This window comes from Hallella colorans (assembly GCF_003096815.1).
Classification (GTDB): domain Bacteria; phylum Bacteroidota; class Bacteroidia; order Bacteroidales; family Bacteroidaceae; genus Prevotella; species Prevotella colorans.
In genome coordinates, this window is the sequence record NZ_QENY01000008.1 from 36,058 (window position 1) to 55,001 (window position 18,944).

At 47.3% G+C, this 18,944-nt stretch carries 11 protein-coding genes; 5 read left to right on the forward strand and 6 right to left on the reverse strand.

Annotation, left to right across the window (positions count from 1 at the left end; all coding sequences use genetic code 11):
• Positions 1 to 54: 54 nt before the first annotated feature.
• Together C7379_RS05405 and C7379_RS05410 are read left to right on the forward strand one after the other, a co-directional pair.
• Complete coding sequence (locus tag C7379_RS05405) at positions 55 to 2,403, forward strand: glycoside hydrolase family 95 protein (protein WP_116616352.1); 2,349 nt, start codon at positions 55 to 57, stop codon at positions 2,401 to 2,403.
• On the forward strand, positions 2,400 to 3,326 hold the full coding sequence (locus tag C7379_RS05410) for an alpha-L-rhamnosidase N-terminal domain-containing protein (protein WP_116616353.1): 927 nt from the start codon (positions 2,400 to 2,402) through the stop codon (positions 3,324 to 3,326). Before C7379_RS05405 ends, C7379_RS05410 begins: the two co-directional genes overlap by 4 nt.
• Positions 3,327 to 3,483: 157 nt before the next feature.
• Here C7379_RS05410 and C7379_RS05415 read toward each other — a convergent pair whose 3' ends face one another.
• Genes C7379_RS05415 through gpmI form a run of 3 tightly spaced genes read right to left on the reverse strand, consistent with a single transcriptional unit; the run spans position 3,484 to position 6,380 of the window.
• Entirely contained in the window at positions 3,484 to 4,107 is a 624-nt protein-coding gene (locus tag C7379_RS05415; RefSeq protein WP_116616354.1) for a DUF3109 family protein, read from the reverse strand.
• A gap of 38 nt (positions 4,108 to 4,145) precedes the next feature.
• The gene (gene ung, locus C7379_RS05420; protein WP_116616408.1) at positions 4,146 to 4,808 is read right to left on the reverse strand and encodes a uracil-DNA glycosylase; all 663 of its coding nucleotides are present in this window, start codon (positions 4,806 to 4,808) and stop codon (positions 4,146 to 4,148) included.
• Positions 4,809 to 4,862: 54 nt separating this feature from the next.
• Positions 4,863 to 6,380 (reverse strand): 2,3-bisphosphoglycerate-independent phosphoglycerate mutase, encoded by a 1,518-nt coding sequence (gene gpmI, locus C7379_RS05425; RefSeq protein WP_116616355.1) that lies wholly within the window; start codon positions 6,378 to 6,380, stop codon positions 4,863 to 4,865.
• A 91-nt stretch (positions 6,381 to 6,471) separates the two neighbouring features.
• Here gpmI and C7379_RS05430 point away from each other — a divergent pair, with 91 nt between their 5' ends.
• Both C7379_RS05430 and C7379_RS05435 read left to right on the forward strand, forming a co-directional pair.
• Positions 6,472 to 6,777, forward strand: a complete 306-nt coding sequence (locus C7379_RS05430; RefSeq protein WP_133241873.1) for a hypothetical protein — start codon at positions 6,472 to 6,474, stop codon at positions 6,775 to 6,777.
• A gap of 122 nt (positions 6,778 to 6,899) precedes the next feature.
• The gene (locus tag C7379_RS05435) at positions 6,900 to 8,861 is read left to right on the forward strand and encodes an LTA synthase family protein (protein WP_116616357.1); all 1,962 of its coding nucleotides are present in this window, start codon (positions 6,900 to 6,902) and stop codon (positions 8,859 to 8,861) included.
• Between the two features lie 88 nt (positions 8,862 to 8,949).
• On the opposite strand, the gene C7379_RS05440 is transcribed toward C7379_RS05435, so the two are convergent.
• Positions 8,950 to 11,139: a M6 family metalloprotease domain-containing protein gene (locus tag C7379_RS05440; protein WP_165815030.1), complete on the reverse strand. Its 2,190-nt coding sequence runs from the start codon at positions 11,137 to 11,139 to the stop codon at positions 8,950 to 8,952.
• A gap of 271 nt (positions 11,140 to 11,410) precedes the next feature.
• Here C7379_RS05440 and C7379_RS05445 point away from each other — a divergent pair, with 271 nt between their 5' ends.
• Positions 11,411 to 12,538, forward strand: coding sequence for an AAA family ATPase (locus C7379_RS05445; protein WP_116616359.1), 1,128 nt, complete (start codon positions 11,411 to 11,413; stop codon positions 12,536 to 12,538).
• Positions 12,539 to 12,990: 452 nt separating this feature from the next.
• Here the strand turns inward: C7379_RS05445 and C7379_RS05450 are convergent, their stop codons facing one another.
• Together C7379_RS05450 and C7379_RS05455 are read right to left on the reverse strand one after the other, a co-directional pair.
• Positions 12,991 to 14,688: a RagB/SusD family nutrient uptake outer membrane protein gene (locus C7379_RS05450; RefSeq protein WP_116616360.1), complete on the reverse strand. Its 1,698-nt coding sequence runs from the start codon at positions 14,686 to 14,688 to the stop codon at positions 12,991 to 12,993.
• Between the two features lie 28 nt (positions 14,689 to 14,716).
• Positions 14,717 to 17,938 (reverse strand): SusC/RagA family TonB-linked outer membrane protein, encoded by a 3,222-nt coding sequence (locus tag C7379_RS05455; RefSeq protein ID WP_207773400.1) that lies wholly within the window; start codon positions 17,936 to 17,938, stop codon positions 14,717 to 14,719.
• Positions 17,939 to 18,944 lie beyond the last annotated feature (1,006 nt).

An 18,944-nucleotide genomic window follows, 5' to 3' on the forward strand; every position in this document is an offset into this window, starting at 1 on the left:
TTTGCTATATGTTCTTTCTTCCCTTTCTCCATATCACTTAACTACTTAACTATCATGAAAAAAATCTTTCTTCTAATTTCTGTCTGTGCTGTCGCTTTGCAAACGCAAGCGGAGCAATTGCCCATGCGATTGTGGTACAATACCCCAGCCACTAAGTTTGAAGAGTCTCTGCCTTTAGGCAATGGTAAGTTGGGAGCGTTGGTTTATGGAGGTGTAGATAACAATATCATTCAGCTTAACGACATTACGTTTTGGAGCGGAAAACCTGTCAATCTTGACTTGGACAGCAAAGCGTATCGCTGGATTTCGGAAATAAGAAAGGCTCTTTTCAATGAAGATTACTGTACGGCCGATTCTTTGCAGCATTATGTGCAGGGTGTAAACTCACAATATTATCTACCCCTTTCCACGCTCCGCATCAAGGATTTGAACACTGGCCAATACACCAATTATCACCGGCAACTTAGTTTGGACAGCGCGCTGTGTTCCGACAGTTATACGCGTGCAGGTGTAGTATACACGCGAGAGTACTTTGTCTCTCATCCCGATAATATTATTGCCATACGGCTGAAGGCATCGAAGCCCACCAAACTCAATTGTGTCATTTCAATGAGTTCGTTGGTAAATTCGGGCGTTAAAGTTTCTGATCGACAGATTACAATGACTGGAAACGCTACTGGAGATCCTAAAGAGACCATTCATTTCTGCTCAGTCTTAAGGGTGAAAAACGCAGGAGGGTCAGTGAGTAGAACCGATAGCACTCTTGTTGTCAAAGATGCCACAGAGGCTATTCTATACATTGTCAATGAGACGAGCTTTAATGGGTACGACAAACACCCTGTAAAGGAGGGTGCACCTTATATCGAAAATGCTATGGACGAGGCGTGGCACATTGTGAATTTCAACTATCCAACTCTGTTGAAAAGGCATGTCAATGACTATGGCAAAATATTTAACCGAGTGAAATTCAATCTCATTGGAGCCGAACTCAATACCAAAGAGACCACTGAGGATATGCTCAAAAGCTATGGCAAAGGCCGTGCGCAAGATAAATATTTAGAAACTTTGTACTTTCAATATGGGCGCTACATGCTCATATCCTGTTCTCGTACAGCTGGCGTCCCAGCCAATTTGCAGGGACTATGGAATGAAAAACTAATGGCTCCATGGCGTGGTAACTATACCATTAATATCAACTTGGAAGAAAACTACTGGCCATGTGACGTGGCCAACATGCCTGAAATGTTCATGCCCTTGGCCACGTTCGCACAAAATTTGGCCGCAACGGGTGTGCGAAGCGCCAAAAACTATTACGGTATTAGCCGCGGATGGTGCTGCGGCCACAATTCGGACATATGGGCCATGACCAATCCTGTGGGTGAGAAAAAGGAGAGTCCAACGTGGAGTAATTGGAATATGGGAGGAGCTTGGCTCATGCAAAACATCTACGACCACTATCTCTACACTCAGGACATCGATTATCTGCGCTACACCGCATACCCGCTGATGAAGGGCGCAAGCGATTTTATGCTTGATTGGCTTGTGCCCAATCCACACAACACCAAGCAGCTAATCACCGCTCCCAGCACCTCACCTGAGGCATATTACATCACCGACAAGGGCTACAAAGGGGCTACCATGTACGGTGGAACGGCTGATTTGGCCATTGCCAGAGAATTGCTTACCAACACTTTGGAGGCTGCCAAGAAACTTAAGAAAGATAGAGCTTACCAAAAAATACTCAAGAAAACCATCGCCCGCTTACGCCCATACACCATTGGAAAACAAGGAGACATCAACGAATGGTACCATGACTGGGCTGACGAAGACCCACAACACCGTCACCAAAGTCACCTAATAGGGCTTTATCCTGGCCATCAAATCACACCCTCTAAAACACCGTTGTTAGCTCATGCGGCAGCACGTAGCTTGGAAATCAAGGGGGATATGAGCACCGGCTGGAGCACCGGTTGGCGCATTAACCTATGGGCAAGACTGCACAATGGTGAAAAAGCTTACAACATATACCGCAACTTGTTAAGCTATGTGTCGCCCATCCAAACGCAAGGAAAACAGGGAGGCACTTATCCTAACCTCTTTGATGCCCATCCACCATTCCAAATAGATGGCAATTTTGGTGGTACGGCAGGCGTGTGTGAAATGCTCATGCAGAGCCATGGCAACACCATCGAGTTGCTTCCTGCATTGCCCCAAGCGTGGGCTACGGGCAGCATGCGAGGCCTTAAGGCGCGTGGGGGATATGAATTGAACTTCAGTTGGATGGATGGCAAAATCTCCACGGTTGAGATTGAAAGTCCATCAAGGCGGAAAATCGCACTTAAATGCAACGGCATCACCAAGGTGTACAAACTCAAAAAAGGTAAGAACAATATCCAACCATGAAACTAATTGTCCTCTTGTGCTGGTTGTCAGCATGGGGTACCACCCTTTTTGCCCAAGCGTTTAACACCCATTGGATAGGTGTGCCCGAACCTGACAGCGTTTCACACTTTAGGTTTCGACAAACCTACATGTTTCAGGGCCGACCACAAGAGGGACATATCACTATCGCCTCAACAGGCCTTTATAAAATCTACGTCAATGAATGCAACGTGGGGACGGCCGTGTTCTATAGTACAAACCAACCAAGCAAGACCAACATTGTAGCTAAGAACTTTGACGTAACGCCCTATCTTAAGGCTGACACCAATGTCATTGCCGTGCTCTATGCGCCGAGGTACCCACATGTGGAAAACCGGCAACTGTCTGTAAACTTCTATGGGTGCGATGTCAATGGTCAGCGCTTCTCATACCACACGGATGAAAACTGGTTGTGCCAACAAGCCAATTCCACAATAAACACAAACGGCGGAGAGAGCATCGACGGCCGAAAAAACAACCTAATATGGAAAGCTGCTACCTTCGATTTGGCTCTTTGGCGCAACGCGGAGCGTTTCAAGGACAGCCCGCCGCTGGCAATTGCTTGTGTCTCTGTCGACCCAAATGTGCTAAAAATTGTATCAAGGAGAAACTACAAATTCTTTGATTTGACACCTAATGGCGTGGAATACGAGTTTGGAACTGGCTTTCACGGCTATGTCAGGCTCACCCTCCGAAACGCCAAAAAAGGCCAGCGCATACGTTTCGGCAACCATGTTTATATATGCAATGGTGAACTTGATGAGCAGGCGGCGCCTCAATTCGCCATTGGTAATTACCGGCGCGTACTGGTAAGCGGCGACAAAGACTTTGCTCGTGAGCTAATCACGGATATAGAAGCTATAGGAGTGGCACCAAAAATCGACGACGCTGTATCGCCATTCTAAACATGCGCGTGCATCTCTTAACAGTCGTGCATAACGAAAAAAACAAAAACGGATAAGCGATACAATTTCTTTTTCTAAAATATCCAAGCACGTATGCCATGGAAAAAACTTTGCGTGACTGACAAAACACCCTGTTATGCGTTGGTAGGATCGTACTCTATTCCAGTCCTTCTTTTTCTAATTCTTCCGCCACTTGGCATAATTCATCATACCACGCTTGCCCGAACCGCCTGACAAGAGGGTTTTTCAGAAAGACGTAGAGCGGCAAGTCAAGTTCCTTTCCCTTCTTGATGGCAGCTTTACAGATGTCCCAACGGTGGTAATTGATGCCCACCAAACCATCTGCAAACTGTTTCTCCCTGATAGGATAGAGCGCGCATGATATGGGTTTGGGCCACGTAGTTTTGCCAGCTCTAAAAGCCCTCTCGAATGCGCATAGGCAACAATGGCTGATGGTATGGCCGTCAGAAAAGTCGGGCAAGTCGTGGTAACACGTGAACACGCAGTCCTTGCCCCTCACTATGCTCGTCACCAATTCGCCGTCAGCATCGTTGTAAGCCACGCCTTGTGCGTCTATGACATGCTGCGCCGAGGCTGAGAGTCCTTGCCAAACGGTGTCCAAGTTTTCTTCAATGGCCGCTATCTCATCAAGCGTGACAGGCGCTCCGGCGTCGCCCTCTATACAGCATTGCCCCTTGCACACAGCGAGGTCGCAACAAAATCGTTCGGTGAAAATATCAGGAGAAACCAATACGTTTCCCACTTGTATAATATGTAGCATGACAAAAAAACGGCAGTGCGCACGGCGTGCGTAGCTTTCTACCAGTCTATTTCTTTTATATTATTAGCCCGGAGGTAATCGTTACATCTCGAAAACTGTCTTTGGCCAAACCATCCGCCACGGTTGGCCGATAGTGGCGAGGGATGTACCGACTCAAGCACCAAGTTGCGTCGTTGGTCAATGAGATACCGTTTGCCGCGAGCATAGCCACCCCATAGCATGTAAACGATGTGTTGCCGCTCCTCGCTCAACGCCTTGATAGCTGCATCGGTGAATACGCTCCATCCGAAACGCTGATGGCTGTTGGCCGCATGTGCCCTTACGGTGAGAGTGGCATTGAGTAGCAACACGCCCTGCTCCGCCCATCGAGTCAGGTCTCCATTGGATGGCATGGGTTTGCCCAAATCGCTTTCTATCTCCTTGAATATATTGAGTAGGGAGGGCGGCATGGCCGTCCCTACGGGCACGGAGAAACTCAGCCCCATGGCCTGTCCGGGCTCATGGTAGGGGTCTTGCCCGATAATCACCACCTTGACTTTGTCAAAAGGACATAGATTGAAGGCGTTGAACACGAGTCTGCCCGGTGGGAAGCACGTCTCTCGCCGATATTCTTCCCTCACCTGCTCGGTGAGTTGTCCGAAATATGGCTTGTCAAACTCTGTGGCCAAATGCTTGCCCCACGAAGGTTCTATCTTTACCATAGGATGTTTTTGGCAAGCCATCCCGCCGTCATAGCGACAGGATGGCTTGTTTTGTCAATCCGTGATGAGGCACTCGCCAGTCATGTCTGCAGGCTGCTCCAATCCCATGATGTGCAGGATGGAGGGAGCCACGTCGGCCAGACGGCCATCCCTGACGGTGGCACTATTGTTGTTGGTCACGTATATAAAGGGTACGGGATTTAGCGAGTGGGCGGTGTTGGGCGTGCCGTCTTCGTTGATGGCGTTGTCCGCGTTGCCGTGGTCGGCGATGATGATAGCCTCATAATCGTTGGCCTTGGCGGCCTCTATCACGGCCTCAACACATTTGTCTATGGCCCACACGGCCTTGGCGATGGCGTTGTACACGCCTGTGTGCCCCACCATGTCGCCGTTGGCAAAGTTCACCACGATAAAATCGTAGGTGCCAGTGCCTATCGCGTCCACCAACTTCTCTTTTACCTCGTAGGCGCTCATCTCTGGTTTCAGGTCGTAAGTGGCCACTTTGGGCGATGGCACCAAGATGCGGTCCTCGTTCTCAAAAGGAGCCTCGCGGCCGCCGTTGAAGAAGAATGTTACGTGTGCGTACTTCTCTGTCTCGGCCGTGTGCAACTGTTTCAGGCCCTTGGCAGAAAGGTATTCGCCAAGCGTGTTTTCCACGTTCTCTTTCGGAAAGAGCACGGTCACGTTTTTGAAGTTAGCGTCATAGGGTGTCATTGTGAAATAACGCAACCCTTTCACGATGTGCATACCCTCGCCGGGCATGTCCTCTTGGGTGAGCACTCGAGTCAACTCCTTGGCGCGATCGTTTCGGAAGTTGAAGAAAATTACTGCGTCTCCTTCTTCGATGGTGCCATTTGCCTTGGCGTTGTGAATGGGCTTGATAAACTCGTCGGTCACCTCTTCAGCGTAACTACGCTCCACAGCCTCGACCATGTCGTCAGCTTGGTAGCCCTTTCCCTCCACAAGCAGGTCGTAAGCCTCTTTCACACGGTTCCAACGCTGGTCGCGATCCATGGCGTAGAAGCGACCCACGATGCTTGCGATGGTGGCCCCATTGGCGTCGCAATGTTCTTGCAACTGCTTGATAAAGCCTGCGCCACTCTTGGGGTCGGTGTCGCGTCCGTCCATGAAGCAGTGCACAAAAATGTTGCTCAAGCCATATTCCTTGCCTATCTCAACTAACTTGAACAGGTGGTCAAGGCTGGAGTGCACGCCGCCATTGGAGGTCAAGCCCATGAGATGGAGCTTCTTGCCGCTCTCCTTGGCGTATGTGTAAGCCTCGACGATGCCCTTGTTTTTCAGTATGTCGCCGCTCTGACATGCCTTGTTTATCTTGACCAAGTCTTGGTACACCACCCTGCCTGCGCCAATATTGAGGTGTCCAACCTCAGAGTTGCCCATCTGTCCGTCGGGCAGTCCCACGTCCTCGCCGCTGGCTTTAAGCTGGGCGTGCGCGCTCGTGGCGTTGAGATAGTCCAAGTAAGGTGTTGGAGTGTTGTAAATAACATCACCTTTACCATGTTTGCCGATTCCCCATCCATCGAGAATCATCAAAAGAGCCTTCTTACCCATAATTATATTTCTTAACGTTATTATAAATTTTTTATTAACACATTACTACATGCAAAGTTACCACCTTTTCGGCTATTGGCAAAGATAAGTGTTGAAAAACAACTGCTATATTGACAAAATAGCGTTCCGCCCAGCGTTGCGCGCTGTTCGAGAAATGAAGAAGCCGCCTGTTGCCATCGAATTTAAAGGTGTCGTTCGGCATGTATCCAAATTGAAACGTATGCTTTGTTCTCCTGATACTTTTGTGTGGCGCCACCATCGTGCCCTCTCCTTTGTGCTGCCACGCCTCCGTTTCTTATCTGTTGCGCAGCTCTACATCCTTGGCTTTCAAAATAATGACGTGAAAGAAAAAATGGGCAAAGGCATGCCACCTGTTGGTTTTAAGGGGGGCGCTTGAGCTATCAAAAAACATTCGCCCTTAGCTTATAACGCCTTGAAAAGAAACAAAATCTTCTCACTTGTTACAATATCATGACGAACTGTCCGTTTTTTTTAAAAAGTCATCATCTAACACAGCCTATGGCACCAATCCCCACTGCGCTGAAGAGGCTCGCCGAACACGCTTTGGTCATCATCTTTATTTTAGCCGTATTGCGCGCGACCTTTGTCTTGTTTTTCGTGCAGTGGCAAATCTTTGATGGGCAACAGTCCGTTCTTTCGCGCATGGTATTCAACGCCTTGCGATTTGACTTGCAAGTGACCGCCTATGCTGTCGCATTGCCTTCGCTGCTATCCTTGGCCGTTTCGGCGCGCCCCATGCGTCAATGGGAGGTTGCGGTGGCAAGGTTTCGCAAGTGGTATTTTGCGGTGGTGGAGACGTTGGTGGTCGCGCTTGGATGCGTGGATTTGGGATTTTATGCCAATTTCCAGTCGCATATCAACATTGTTTTTTTCGACTTTTTCAACGAAGGCCCGATAGGATTGTTGCAAACTGTATGGGAAGAATACCACTGTCTGTGGTATGGCTTTGCGCTTGTCGTGACGGCATGGCTGCTCTTTGTCGTTGCCCAACGGATAGAGCGTTGCCCAATGCCGGTGTCACGACGGTGGCAACAGGCATGGTGGATTCCGTTCCTGTTAGCCTTGGCCGTCTGTATGCGTGGCTCGGTGTGGCGCTTCCCGTTGCAGATAGAGGACACTTTCGTTTCTGACAACAAGACGATTAACGACATCGTGCCTAACGCTCCCTATATGCTGAAAAAGGCTCTCAAGGAGAAACGAGACGCGTTCAAGCTCAGAAGTGCGAGCGATGTCTTGGCCCAATATGGTTTTATCTCGCTCGGCCAGGCCCTCGAAATTTACACAAAGGGAGCGGTGAGTGTGGAGTGCGGGGACACGATGGCGGCGTTGAGGCGCGCGCTGTTCGTCCGAGCGCCAAGGAAAGCGATGCTTCTCAAGCCAAATGTCGTGATAATTTATGGCGAGAGTTGGAGCAACTACCTGTTCGAATTGGATGGGCCAGGCTGCGACATGTACATGGGCTTGCGCAAGCATTTCGATGCCGATCTGTTGTTCAGGCGTTTCCAATCTGTGCAAAATGGCACGATAGCCTCTATCGAGAACCTGACCGTGGCAACGCCTTTCCCGCGCTTCTTCGCCTCCAAATACCGTTTGGCGCAGTTGCCTACCTCGTTGGCGTTGCCTTTCAAGAGTTGTGGTTACGACACGGAGTTCATGTCGGGCATGGACATGGCTTGGGAAAACAGCGCCGAAGCGCTGGCGTGCCAAGGCTTCGATCGAATTTACGACAAGTTCCATATTCTGAGAGACGATCCACGGGCGCGGTACAACAGCGTTGGCGTGTACGACGAGCATCTATTCGATGCGCTGCTAAGGCAGATGGGCGAGAAACGCGCGAAGCCCATAATGACTGTGGTGATGACCACCACCAACCACCCGCCTTTCGAGTTTCCGGAACATTTGTGCTTGCCGCCCATAGCCGCCGATACCTACAAAAAATCGTGCTTCGCCGAGAGAGATCACAAGGTCTTGGGTAAGTATCTCACGGGTTTCAGGTATTACAACAGGGCGCTGGCTCGATTCCTGGACCGTTTCAAGGCTTCCAAGGCAGCCGGCAATACTATCCTCGTCATCACGGGCGACCATAATGTAAGGTCTATCCTCAACTACGAGGTGGTGGATAGACGCTGGCAATACTCCGTGCCACTCTACATATACTTGCCGCCAGCGTTGCGCCGCGCCGCTTACGGCCGCCTGACCGACCGTTGGGGCTCGCACGACGACATTCTGCCAACGCTGGCCCCCTTCGCCCTCGGCGGAGCCGAATACATGCGAATGGGCAACAACTTGCTTGACACCACCGCCGCGGACCATTCCTATTATAGCTATAACGTGGAGCGACTGCTCGCCGAGAACGCGTGCGTGGAGCAACTTCGACGACACGTGAACGCGCGAAATGCTTTGCGCGAGGTATACTTTCAATTGTTGTTGCGACAATGGGACAGGCGAGCCGCGAAATAAACCTGTCTAAACCTAAAATTGAGCGCGCGCCATGACGCTAATTGTAAATTGAAAAATGTGAGTTGTGAAGTAGCAATATTTTTTCTTACTATTTCTCCTTAACCACTTTTTTCCCATTCACAATATATACCCCTCGTGGCAAAATCAAGTAGTCTGACCCTACATAGCGGCCATCAATGCTATATATTCTCTTTGATTTGGGCAAATGCCCCCCTATGCACTTGATACCTGTGAGTGGCTGTTCACCAGACCGTGTTATCTTGACCTCGTCAAGAAAGAAGCGTCGATAGGGCGAGAATGTGAGCGTGGCACTGCCCTTACCCACCATTTTCAGCGTGTAGGTGGTCCATGCGCCCTTGGCCATAGTGAGTTGGGAGCTGCTTGCGTCAGTATCGACAAACTTGGCTTTGGCACCTCTCAGTGTTAAGAACAAATTGTTTCCGTCACCTTTGGCATCCCAACAGGCAGCCTTGAACGTGAGCGTGGCGGTGTCACCCGCAAGAACGAACGTAGGTGTGACAGCCACGCCTGTGCCGTTTTTCGATTTGCCAAAACGCGCACAATGGTCGCCACCATATCCATAATCGGCCGCCCAACCTACATGATCGGGTTGTAACTTGCCTATGGCCACGGAGCCTTTAAACTTGCCATCGTTGCCACCCGAGCCGACGCATTTGTCAAAAGACTCATAGAACAATACCGACTCGTTGTGGTTGGAATCGTCTGGCGGCGTTTCGGGAGAAGCGTTATCCTCTCTAAAATGGAATGATATGGTGCCATCGGCATGCTCCGTAATATCAAAAAAGCCAAACGGTGGATTCTCGCCATATTGCGGATCAGCGTTGTAAAACTTGGACGCTGGACTGGAATCTTTGCACAAGCGGTTGTTGTCATGGTAGGGATAGGCGTCGTCCCCCTCGTCATAAATGCTGGGAATGTTGTCGGCAGGGAATATGGTGAGCCGTTGATGAGGGTTGTCTTTGTTGGGGTCGTCGCTCCAACAGATGGTGTTGACAATGTTATTGTCCCATGCGTTTTTGTCATAATCCACGTGAGTGATGAGCAGCCCGTGCCCAGGCAGGGCGATGTCGTAGCCACGTTGTTGCCGATTGTCCAATATATAGTATTCGTTTCGATTGGACGAATTGTAGTATATGTAGCTCTGTCCTTGATCTGCCAACGACTGCATGCCACTTACTTTGGTTTCGGTGGCAAGTTCCACGGGCGACGCCCAGCCACATATCATCTTCTCGTAGCCAGAGTATCCGCATGGCGTGAAGCCGTTATCGTTGTAAGAACCATAATCCATCAGGTCCCAAGAGCCCATGCCAAAGTTGCCACCTCCAGACGTGTCGTACATGTCAGGAAACCCCATGCAATGCGAAAACTCATGGCAAAACGTGCCGATGCCGTTGAGCTTGTTGTTGTTCGCCAACTCGTTAGCGCAGGCGTAAATGTCTATAACGGTGTTGTCAAGCTTGAGATTTCTGACGGAATGATTGGGACTGCCAGACAAAGCGAACATGTGCGGCCAAATGTAATCGTCAATTTCGGAATGGTCAGACTGCCCATAGCCTGCGTAGAGCACAAACACTTCTTCGGCCTCGCCGTCGCCATCCCAGTCGTATTGGGAGAAATCCACCTTAGCGTCAACGGCTACACATGCGTCGCGAATCATCTCACCCACATTGGCATCGTTGTTGCGTCCATAGTAAGAATAGGGATGAGGCATTGACACGGGGCCGACCACGTCGAACGACAAATTGAACATGCCGTGACTTTGCGCCAAGAAATAGTCGCGCACGCTGCCCTTGAAGCCGTTCTCACGGTAACCCTCGGCGTTGGCAATTTGGTCGTAGACGCGCTGTGGGTTGGGCATGCTGAATGTTTTTCCTCTGAAATCCACAAGGATGATAAGCCCGCGTTTCATGCCCTTGAAGAGGTTACCACTGCCTGCTTGACAGCGACGATCGGGTATGCGGTGGGCACGCGGGCGAACGATAGCACCACGCTTGGCAAGGGCCTTGGCACCCAAGGTGGTGGCGTCTGTCTCACGATAGAGGCCTGTAAGGCCATCGGGCACGTAGCAAGTGCCATCGGCCGACTGCCAATAGTGCGTGTACTCGTCGCCCCGAGCCTCTACTCTCACCGTGCTTCCATCAATGAGGCGTATGGTCTTGAATTGACCTCGACGCACTGGTATGGCCGTAACGGTCAATGAAAAAAATAGGAACAACAGCTTAAGAAAAAAAAATCTGTTGGGTGAGTGGTTATTCATTGCTATGATATTTATTAACCATATTTTACAAAAATACGCTGTTTGGGCCATTTATCCAAAGAAAAAAACATTTTATTTCAATTATTGTCGAAAAAAATGACATTACGCATTTTACGTTTTTTATACGTTACAGAACAGTCCGTGTTGCAAAAGAATGCGCTGGACGCGTACCGAGGTGTATAGGCACAGTGCCAGAATATTTTATGATAGATGCTTGGCGGAATAAAAAATAAGTTGTAAATTGCACTTCATAAAACATATAGCATAAAACATGAAACCGCTTAACAACCCATTCGTGGAATATGGATACAAGGGTCCTGAATACTTTTGTGACCGCGAGGACGAGACTGGACAATTGATCAACGCACTGTATAACGAGAGTAACATAGCGTTGATATCACCGCGCAGGATAGGCAAATCTGGATTGATAAAGCATGTGTTCAACAGGATGGAAGCCTCAGGCAAGGACGTGGCGTGCATCTACATAGACATATTGAACACACGAAACCAGCGCGACTTCATAGACGTGATGGCTACGAGCGTGGTGCAAAAACTTGACAACAACTGGCAATCAGCCATGCGAAAAGTGTCGGAGATGTTCAAGGGCTTGCGTGTCACAATAAGCATGGATGAGTTTACGGGGTTGCCCACGTTGTCACTCGACGTGGAAGAACGCAAGCAAGACAGTACCGTGGAACGGATATTCGAGTATGTCAGGCGCTCGGGCAAGAGGTGCTATATAGCTTTTGACGAGTTCCAGCAAGTCACGGAGTACCCCGAACGAGGGCTTGAAGCTTTGCTAAGGTCGCAAATACAGTTTATCGACAACGCTTATTTCATCTTTTCCGGAAGTCAACAACACTTGATGTCGGAGATGTTCCTGTCGGCCAACCGACCATTCTACATGGCCTCACAACTGATGAGCTTGGACGTGATTAAGGAGGACAAGTACTTGGATTTTGCCAACCGTCACTTTGCCAAACAAGGCAGAACAATGCACGCTGATGACTTTGCCTATCTCTATGATATGGTGGATGGGCAGACGTGGTACGTGCAGACCATGTTGCACCAGCTTTACACCATGACAGACACAGAGCTTGACAAAGATGCCGTGAGCCGGGCTTTTGACACGATATTGAACAAGATGTCCACGGCGTTGTCCTCCATCTACCTTGCCCTGACCGACAACCAAGCCTTGCTGCTCAGGGCCATTGCCAAGGAGCGAGTGGTGAAAGAACCGTTGTCGCAAACCTTTATGACCCGCCATCGGCTGCCAGCGGTGAGCAGCGTGCGTCTCGCGCTTGGCGCGTTGGAGAACAAACAGCTGGTATACCGCCAGCCTGACGGCTACATAGTGTATGACCGTTTCTTGGGATTGTGGCTGAGAAACAAGGTGTGAAATCGCTGGCACGACTTATGCCACCATGCCCATATCTATCGTTCTTCATTTTGCAATCCATCTCCTTTCAACTGTATTGTCGCAAGCAGAGACTCTATTTCAAGATAAAAGGCTAACTGGACATATTTTGGAAAAAAGGTTACAATAAATTCTTAACATATCCTTATCCCAGCATTAGCAATCGATTTGGTATTGGTAGTGACAAGAAAGAAAATTACGTTATCAAATTTTACCGCAATTTTTAAACTTCGTATTATGCACAAGACGAGGTGGAAATGAAAAAGGAGCTTTGCGTTCGTTAGAATACAAAGCTCCTACATTTTTATCAGGGAGTGTTGCAATGGTAGAAACCAAGCACACTTTTATTATTTTTATACTAAGTCAATCAAATGAGATTAAAAATGTTTTGATAATATATCCCTATAATGATTGCGTAGCATAAAAATCCCATTTTACCAATTAAACTCTGGAGAGTTGCCCTCTGGAGATTGTGGTGTTTCGTTCTGCGTCATCTCATAGTTGTAATTCATCTCCTGCAAGCCAAAGACATTTGTCATGACAACTGGCACCTTCTCAGAGTTCCAACGATACAAATCAATATGGTTGCTCTTGGGATAGCTGCGAATCACACCCTTATTCAGACGTTTGATATCGAATGTGGCGAAACCCTCGCCCCAAAGTTCAACTCGACGCTGCCACCATACCTCATTTCTGAACTGAGAAGTGGATTTGTTGTAGTAAGCGTCATTATGTGTTCCATATACAAACTTAGGATCACGCGACTTGGCAAACTCGGTGAGCATAGCAATGCCACGAGCTTCATTTTGCATGCCGACAGCTTCTATCTCGATGAGTTTCATTTCCTCAACGCGCATGAAAGGAACCGATACTGCAAATCCGATGTGTTGGTTTTCGTGACCAGCTTGGCCACCAATAACACGGAACTTCATGCCCAAGCCACCTACATTGTTCACACCCTTAATATCAGACGGCGTGTCGTAAGCGGAGCCATGTACCCAATCTGGATAGTTGGAATAAGCTTTCAGAGCTTCCACTTTCTCTTTGGCGGTTTTGCAATTTTCGTCTATCTTGAAGTCGACGAAGCATTTTTTCCTGAAGTCTGAATAAGGTATGGTTTCATAAAGATGGCGGTCTATAAACATTTGCTGACCATAGTTGGCAGCGTATCCGCAACCTGATTTGTCAGGGTCGATTTCGAGGCACATCATGGAAGCCCATGAACAGTCGCCGTCGTTGTCACGAATGTTCGGGTCTTCTTCCTTGTATTTAAATCCGAACATCCATGCTTCGTTGGGCGTATTGAAGCCAGTCTCACGGCTTGTGTACTGAGCCTCGTCCATTATTTGGTAGCCTTGCTGAGCCAGTTTGGCGTACTTCTCGGCGTTAGCCCAATCTTCCATGGTGAGGTATGTACGGGCTTTAAGTCCATAAACGACAGAGAGGTCAGGCGTATAAATATCATTGCGCTTGTAATCAGCCAACTGTTTCTCCGCGATGTCCAAGTCTGACAGAATAAATTCAAACGCCTCTTTGTTCGTCATGCGCTTGTTGTGCGCCCATTCTTCCTTGGTCATGCCATTGATAACTTTGGGTACCGTTAGCGCCTCTTTGTTAAGCGCGTAGGTAGTGGGGCAATACATTCTGGCCATATCCAAATAGAACATCGCACGCATGGCATGTGCAATGCCAGCTCCATGTACCTTGGCGGGCTCTGGTTTCTCACCTGCGATATCAAGAACAGTGTTACAATTTCTTACCCACTGGTAATAATAGGTCCAAGGCATCTGTGTATATGCGTATGAAGGACCAAGGTATCCACTCCACGTATACCATGCGTCAAACCAGTTTAGGTGTCCCTGAAAGATATCCTGCCCTTCAACATCACGCATGATAAAGAATGCTGGATAACCGAAATCATTGGCGTTCCAATTAGATCCACTGTAAGTGAACTGTCCCGCAAGAGAAGATGTGATTGCACTTACAAAGTTGTCATATGCCCCCGGGGCATTATATGCTTGATCTTTCGTGACCGTTGTACTCTTCGGATCGAGTTCCTCTATACAACCTGTCAAACCCGAAAGCGTGAAGCTCGCTATAGCTAATGCTATTATATGTTTGTTCAGTTTCATTGTCGTAACTTTCTATTAATGTTTTTTTTTAGAATGACACCTGGATACCTCCGGAGATATTTCTCGTTGGAGAATAAGGCGACACGGTTGTATTGCCATCGTATGAATAACGAGGATCCAAGCCCTTGCGTTTTGAGATGAACCCAAGGTTCTCACCGGCGGCATAGATTCTGAGCTTAGAGATAAACGGAATCATACCCTTCTTGAAAGTATAGCCAATCGTGAACGACTGGAAGTTCAGGTAAGAGGCATCAGTAAGGAAGCGGTCTGACACAGCTGTAGTGTATTTATCACCGTATTGCCAGCGTGGGATATCAGAGCCAGTGTTGGTTGAAGACCATGATTTGACGTAATCTTTATGGATATTATGACCAGCATCTCGCGGACTTGCACTCGGCCTCATCAAGTTGGCGTATCGTATATCATACACCTTGCCACCAATCTGATAATCGAATGATAAACTGAGGTCAAAACCTTTATAACGGAAAGAGGTGCCGAATCCACCAAAACAATCTGGCAATACCGAACCATGTACATAGCGCGAAGCCTGGTTGGGGTCTGTGGTCTTGCTCGAATAGTTCTTTCCGGGCTTAGACAGAGAGCCTTTCAGTTCCTCGTCCACCCAGTATGTGGCTTCGCCCTTTTCGTTTACGCCAGCATAAGATGGCATGAAAGCGTTGTAAAGCGAACCGCCCTCCTCGAACCAGTTTTGATATGTGCGAGGACCGTTGCTTTCGGAAAATCCTCCATTAATTTCAGTCTTAGACTTAGGCAGGCTTAGAATCTTGGTGGCATTGTGTGATATATTCACATTCAGATCCCACTCCATATCATGAGTTTTGATGATAGCACCAGCTAAATTCAGCTCGACGCCAGTGTTTCTAATGTCACCCAAGTTGCCGTAGTAACCTCGAGTTCCAGCCGACTCAGGTACTGAAAGCCAGAAAAGCAAATTGGAAGTCTTCTTTGAATATACATCAAGACTACCTGTCAAGCGGCTCTTCCAAAGGCTAAATTCCAATCCAACGTTAAAGTTGGTTGTTGTCTCCCACGTGATATCCTCGTTGCCGAGCCTATTGAACTTAGGAGCCATCTGCGTGTCATTAGCTTTGATAATTCTGTAAGTATCAATGTAGGCGTAGTTAGGAATGTTGTCATTACCCTGCTGACCGACAGATATTTTGAGTTTCAATTGATCAAGCCAATTAGCTGTGTTCTGCATAAAGCTCTCTTTAGAGATGAGCCATGCACCTCCGACAGACCAGAAATTACCCCATCTGTGATCCTTGGGCTTTGATGCGAATCGGGATGTGGCGTCGCGTCTGAAAGAAGCGGAACCATAGTATTTCTCATCAAAATTGTATAGTAAATTAGCGAAATATCCCTCTACATTATATCCTGTTTCGTAAGAACCGGCATCGACAACTTTCGCAAAAGCGTTCAACTCGCGAATATCAGGATTGAAACATCCCGTTCTGTTACCACTCAAATCATTAAGCGAACTCTTATAATACTCATGTCCTAACATGGCTGTCAAAGAGTGTTTGTCAAACGTATTGTTGTAAGTCAATGTCTGAATATGGTTTTGGCGCATGCTATGCTCAAATTCCTTTTGCAGTCCACCATTGGTACTCACGCCAGGGCCATAGAATGGATTGGTAAACCACGAATAGCGAGTCTGTCCCCAAGTGATACTACTTGTGGCATTAAACTTTAGTTGCTCGGTAAAATAGATATCAGCAGCGAACGTACCATTGAGCTGGTTGAAATCCGCAAGGGTTTCATTGTATCTGTTGGCACCAAGCGGGTTACCCGTGGACAAGAATGGGCGTGTTATGCCACCATATCCATTAGAAGGCACACCATAGTCGTAAGCATCATTCCCATACTGGTCCTTCTTTATCATGACATTGCCGTTTGCATCTTTTACGCGCACGTAAATGGGGTAAATAGGTGCCATCATCGTAGCGTAATACATCAGGTTTGTTGAGTTATAGTCGGTACCCATATTTGGGTTAGATTTGGTCTTGCTTGACACATAACCCACGTTGGCACTTGTTCTCAACCATTTTTTAGCTTGGTAATCAGCTTTGAAACGAGCCGTGAAGCGGTCGTAGCCAGAGTATTCTACCACACCATCGTCTTTCAAATAGCCTATGCTTGTATAGTATGAAATCTTGTTGTTACTACCCTTTACATTGACATTGTATTCTTGTCTGAAAGAGTTTTTGTAGGCAGTATCAAGCCAATTGTCGGGCAAGAGGTAATAGTTCACACCATTATATTCGTAACCATGCCCTAAAGTAGCATTAGGATTGAGCTTGCCGTTGGCACCAATGAGCGTCTCACCATTTGGGACGGTGTAAAGATTATACTTCAGCTGTTTTAAAAGTTGCGTGTTGCTCCATGCCAGAGGGTCTTTAACTCCCTTTTCCATAGCATAATTGTGTAGTTGGGTATAATAGGCCTCATAATAAGCTCCGGGGTCAGTTATATAATCATAATCCTGAACAGCACGTGAGTTTGAACCCATTTTGATATCTACACTCACTTCGGCCTCTGTGTTTTTGCCGGTCTTGGTAGTGACAATAATCACACCAGAAGCGCCACGTGCACCGTACAATGCTGCAGAAGCGGCATCCTTCAAAACGGTGACAGACTCAATGTCGTTAGGTGAAATGTTGGACAGGCTTGCTGGATATGGAGCTCCATCCACAATAATCAACGGTTCTGTTCCGGCGTACATGGAGGATATACCACGAATATTCATTGCACCAGTACCAGACCCAGGCTGTCCTGTTCCACCACGCATCTGCAAGCCAGAGACTGTACCGACCAAAGCATCAGTCACATTTGTTGTGATGTGTTTAGCCAAATCTTCTGATTTTACGACAGCCGCGGAACCCGTAAAAGCTGATTTCTTCTGGGTACCATAGGCCACAACCATCACCTCGTCCAGCTGGGTGTTGTTTGTGCTGAGGACGACTTTAACATTCTGACCCGCTTTCACCTTTTTCGGAAGCATTCCGATGTAGGTAATTTCCAATTGGGAATTGGCAGGGGCAGAAAGTACAAAACGCCCATTTCCGTCAGTTACTGTTCCCGTTTTGGTACCTACCACGCGAATGGCCGCGCCCACTATGGGTTCGCCATTCTCGTCGGTAACGGTACCCGAGACTTGAGACTGTGCCAGCGCTACACCAATTGTGATGAATAAGCCGGCTAATAACATAGTAAGTCTTTTAACCATAACTTCTCTCTTTTAATAAAAATAATATAAATAATGATTAAGATCTGATGACAAAGTTAAAAAACATTTCGATACGTTCCAAATAATAAGTGCAAAAATTTACACATTTGATTAAAAAAGTTATACAATTCCTTGTTTTACACATATTGCTGTTATGTTTACAAGAAAATTCTTAGGTTTGTGTGTGTGTTTATTACAAACATACATAAAACCGGTGTTATTAGATATTAACATAACAAACATTAATCGTTTTTTAATGTGTTAATGATGCTCAAAAACCTAATCAAAATGCCATGAACATGATAAGGCTGATGCCAATAATAAAGTGGTTTGATATTTGTGTATGTTCATGCGTACAGCGTGTTGTCTCAAAAAAAGAGCATAGCGTATGTCTGAATATTGGAAGATATGGGCAATAAAAAAAAAGATACTATTTTAGCAATCGTTTCAACATTAGAACTCAATTACGACGCCATTGGTATCTAATTCAATAGGGTGTGGTTGAGAGCCGTTTCCATTATGCTAACCAAATAGCTTAGGGCTCTCTATGCTTGCCGCTACTATATGTATAAATTATGGTGGAATGTTGGTAAAATAAACGGCTCAGTGGAAAAAGTGTGGCGTTTCATTTTGCTATTGAGATTAACCCATTGGTACAATAAATGCCCGTGCGTGTTTTGAGGAGACGCTCGCCATGTTACAACATAGGTGGGGGCGAATGGGGAGTGTGTACGCTTCGAGATGGCGACAGAATATTTACGCATTTTCGGTTTTTCTCTTTAAAAACTTGCTTGTCCTGAACACAGTTTTTGAAAAATTAGAAATAGTCAATTATTTGAACAAAACGCCCTCTCAAATTCGCTTATTTAAAAATAAGTTTGCTTTCGTCCGAAATACGCAAAAACTGCGATAGTTTGTAAATGGCTGAGATTCAGCGTCTTTTAAAAAATAGCCTTTATTCTCCTATTTTGTGGTCTGCGGTTGAGTATCAAATGGCATGATGATA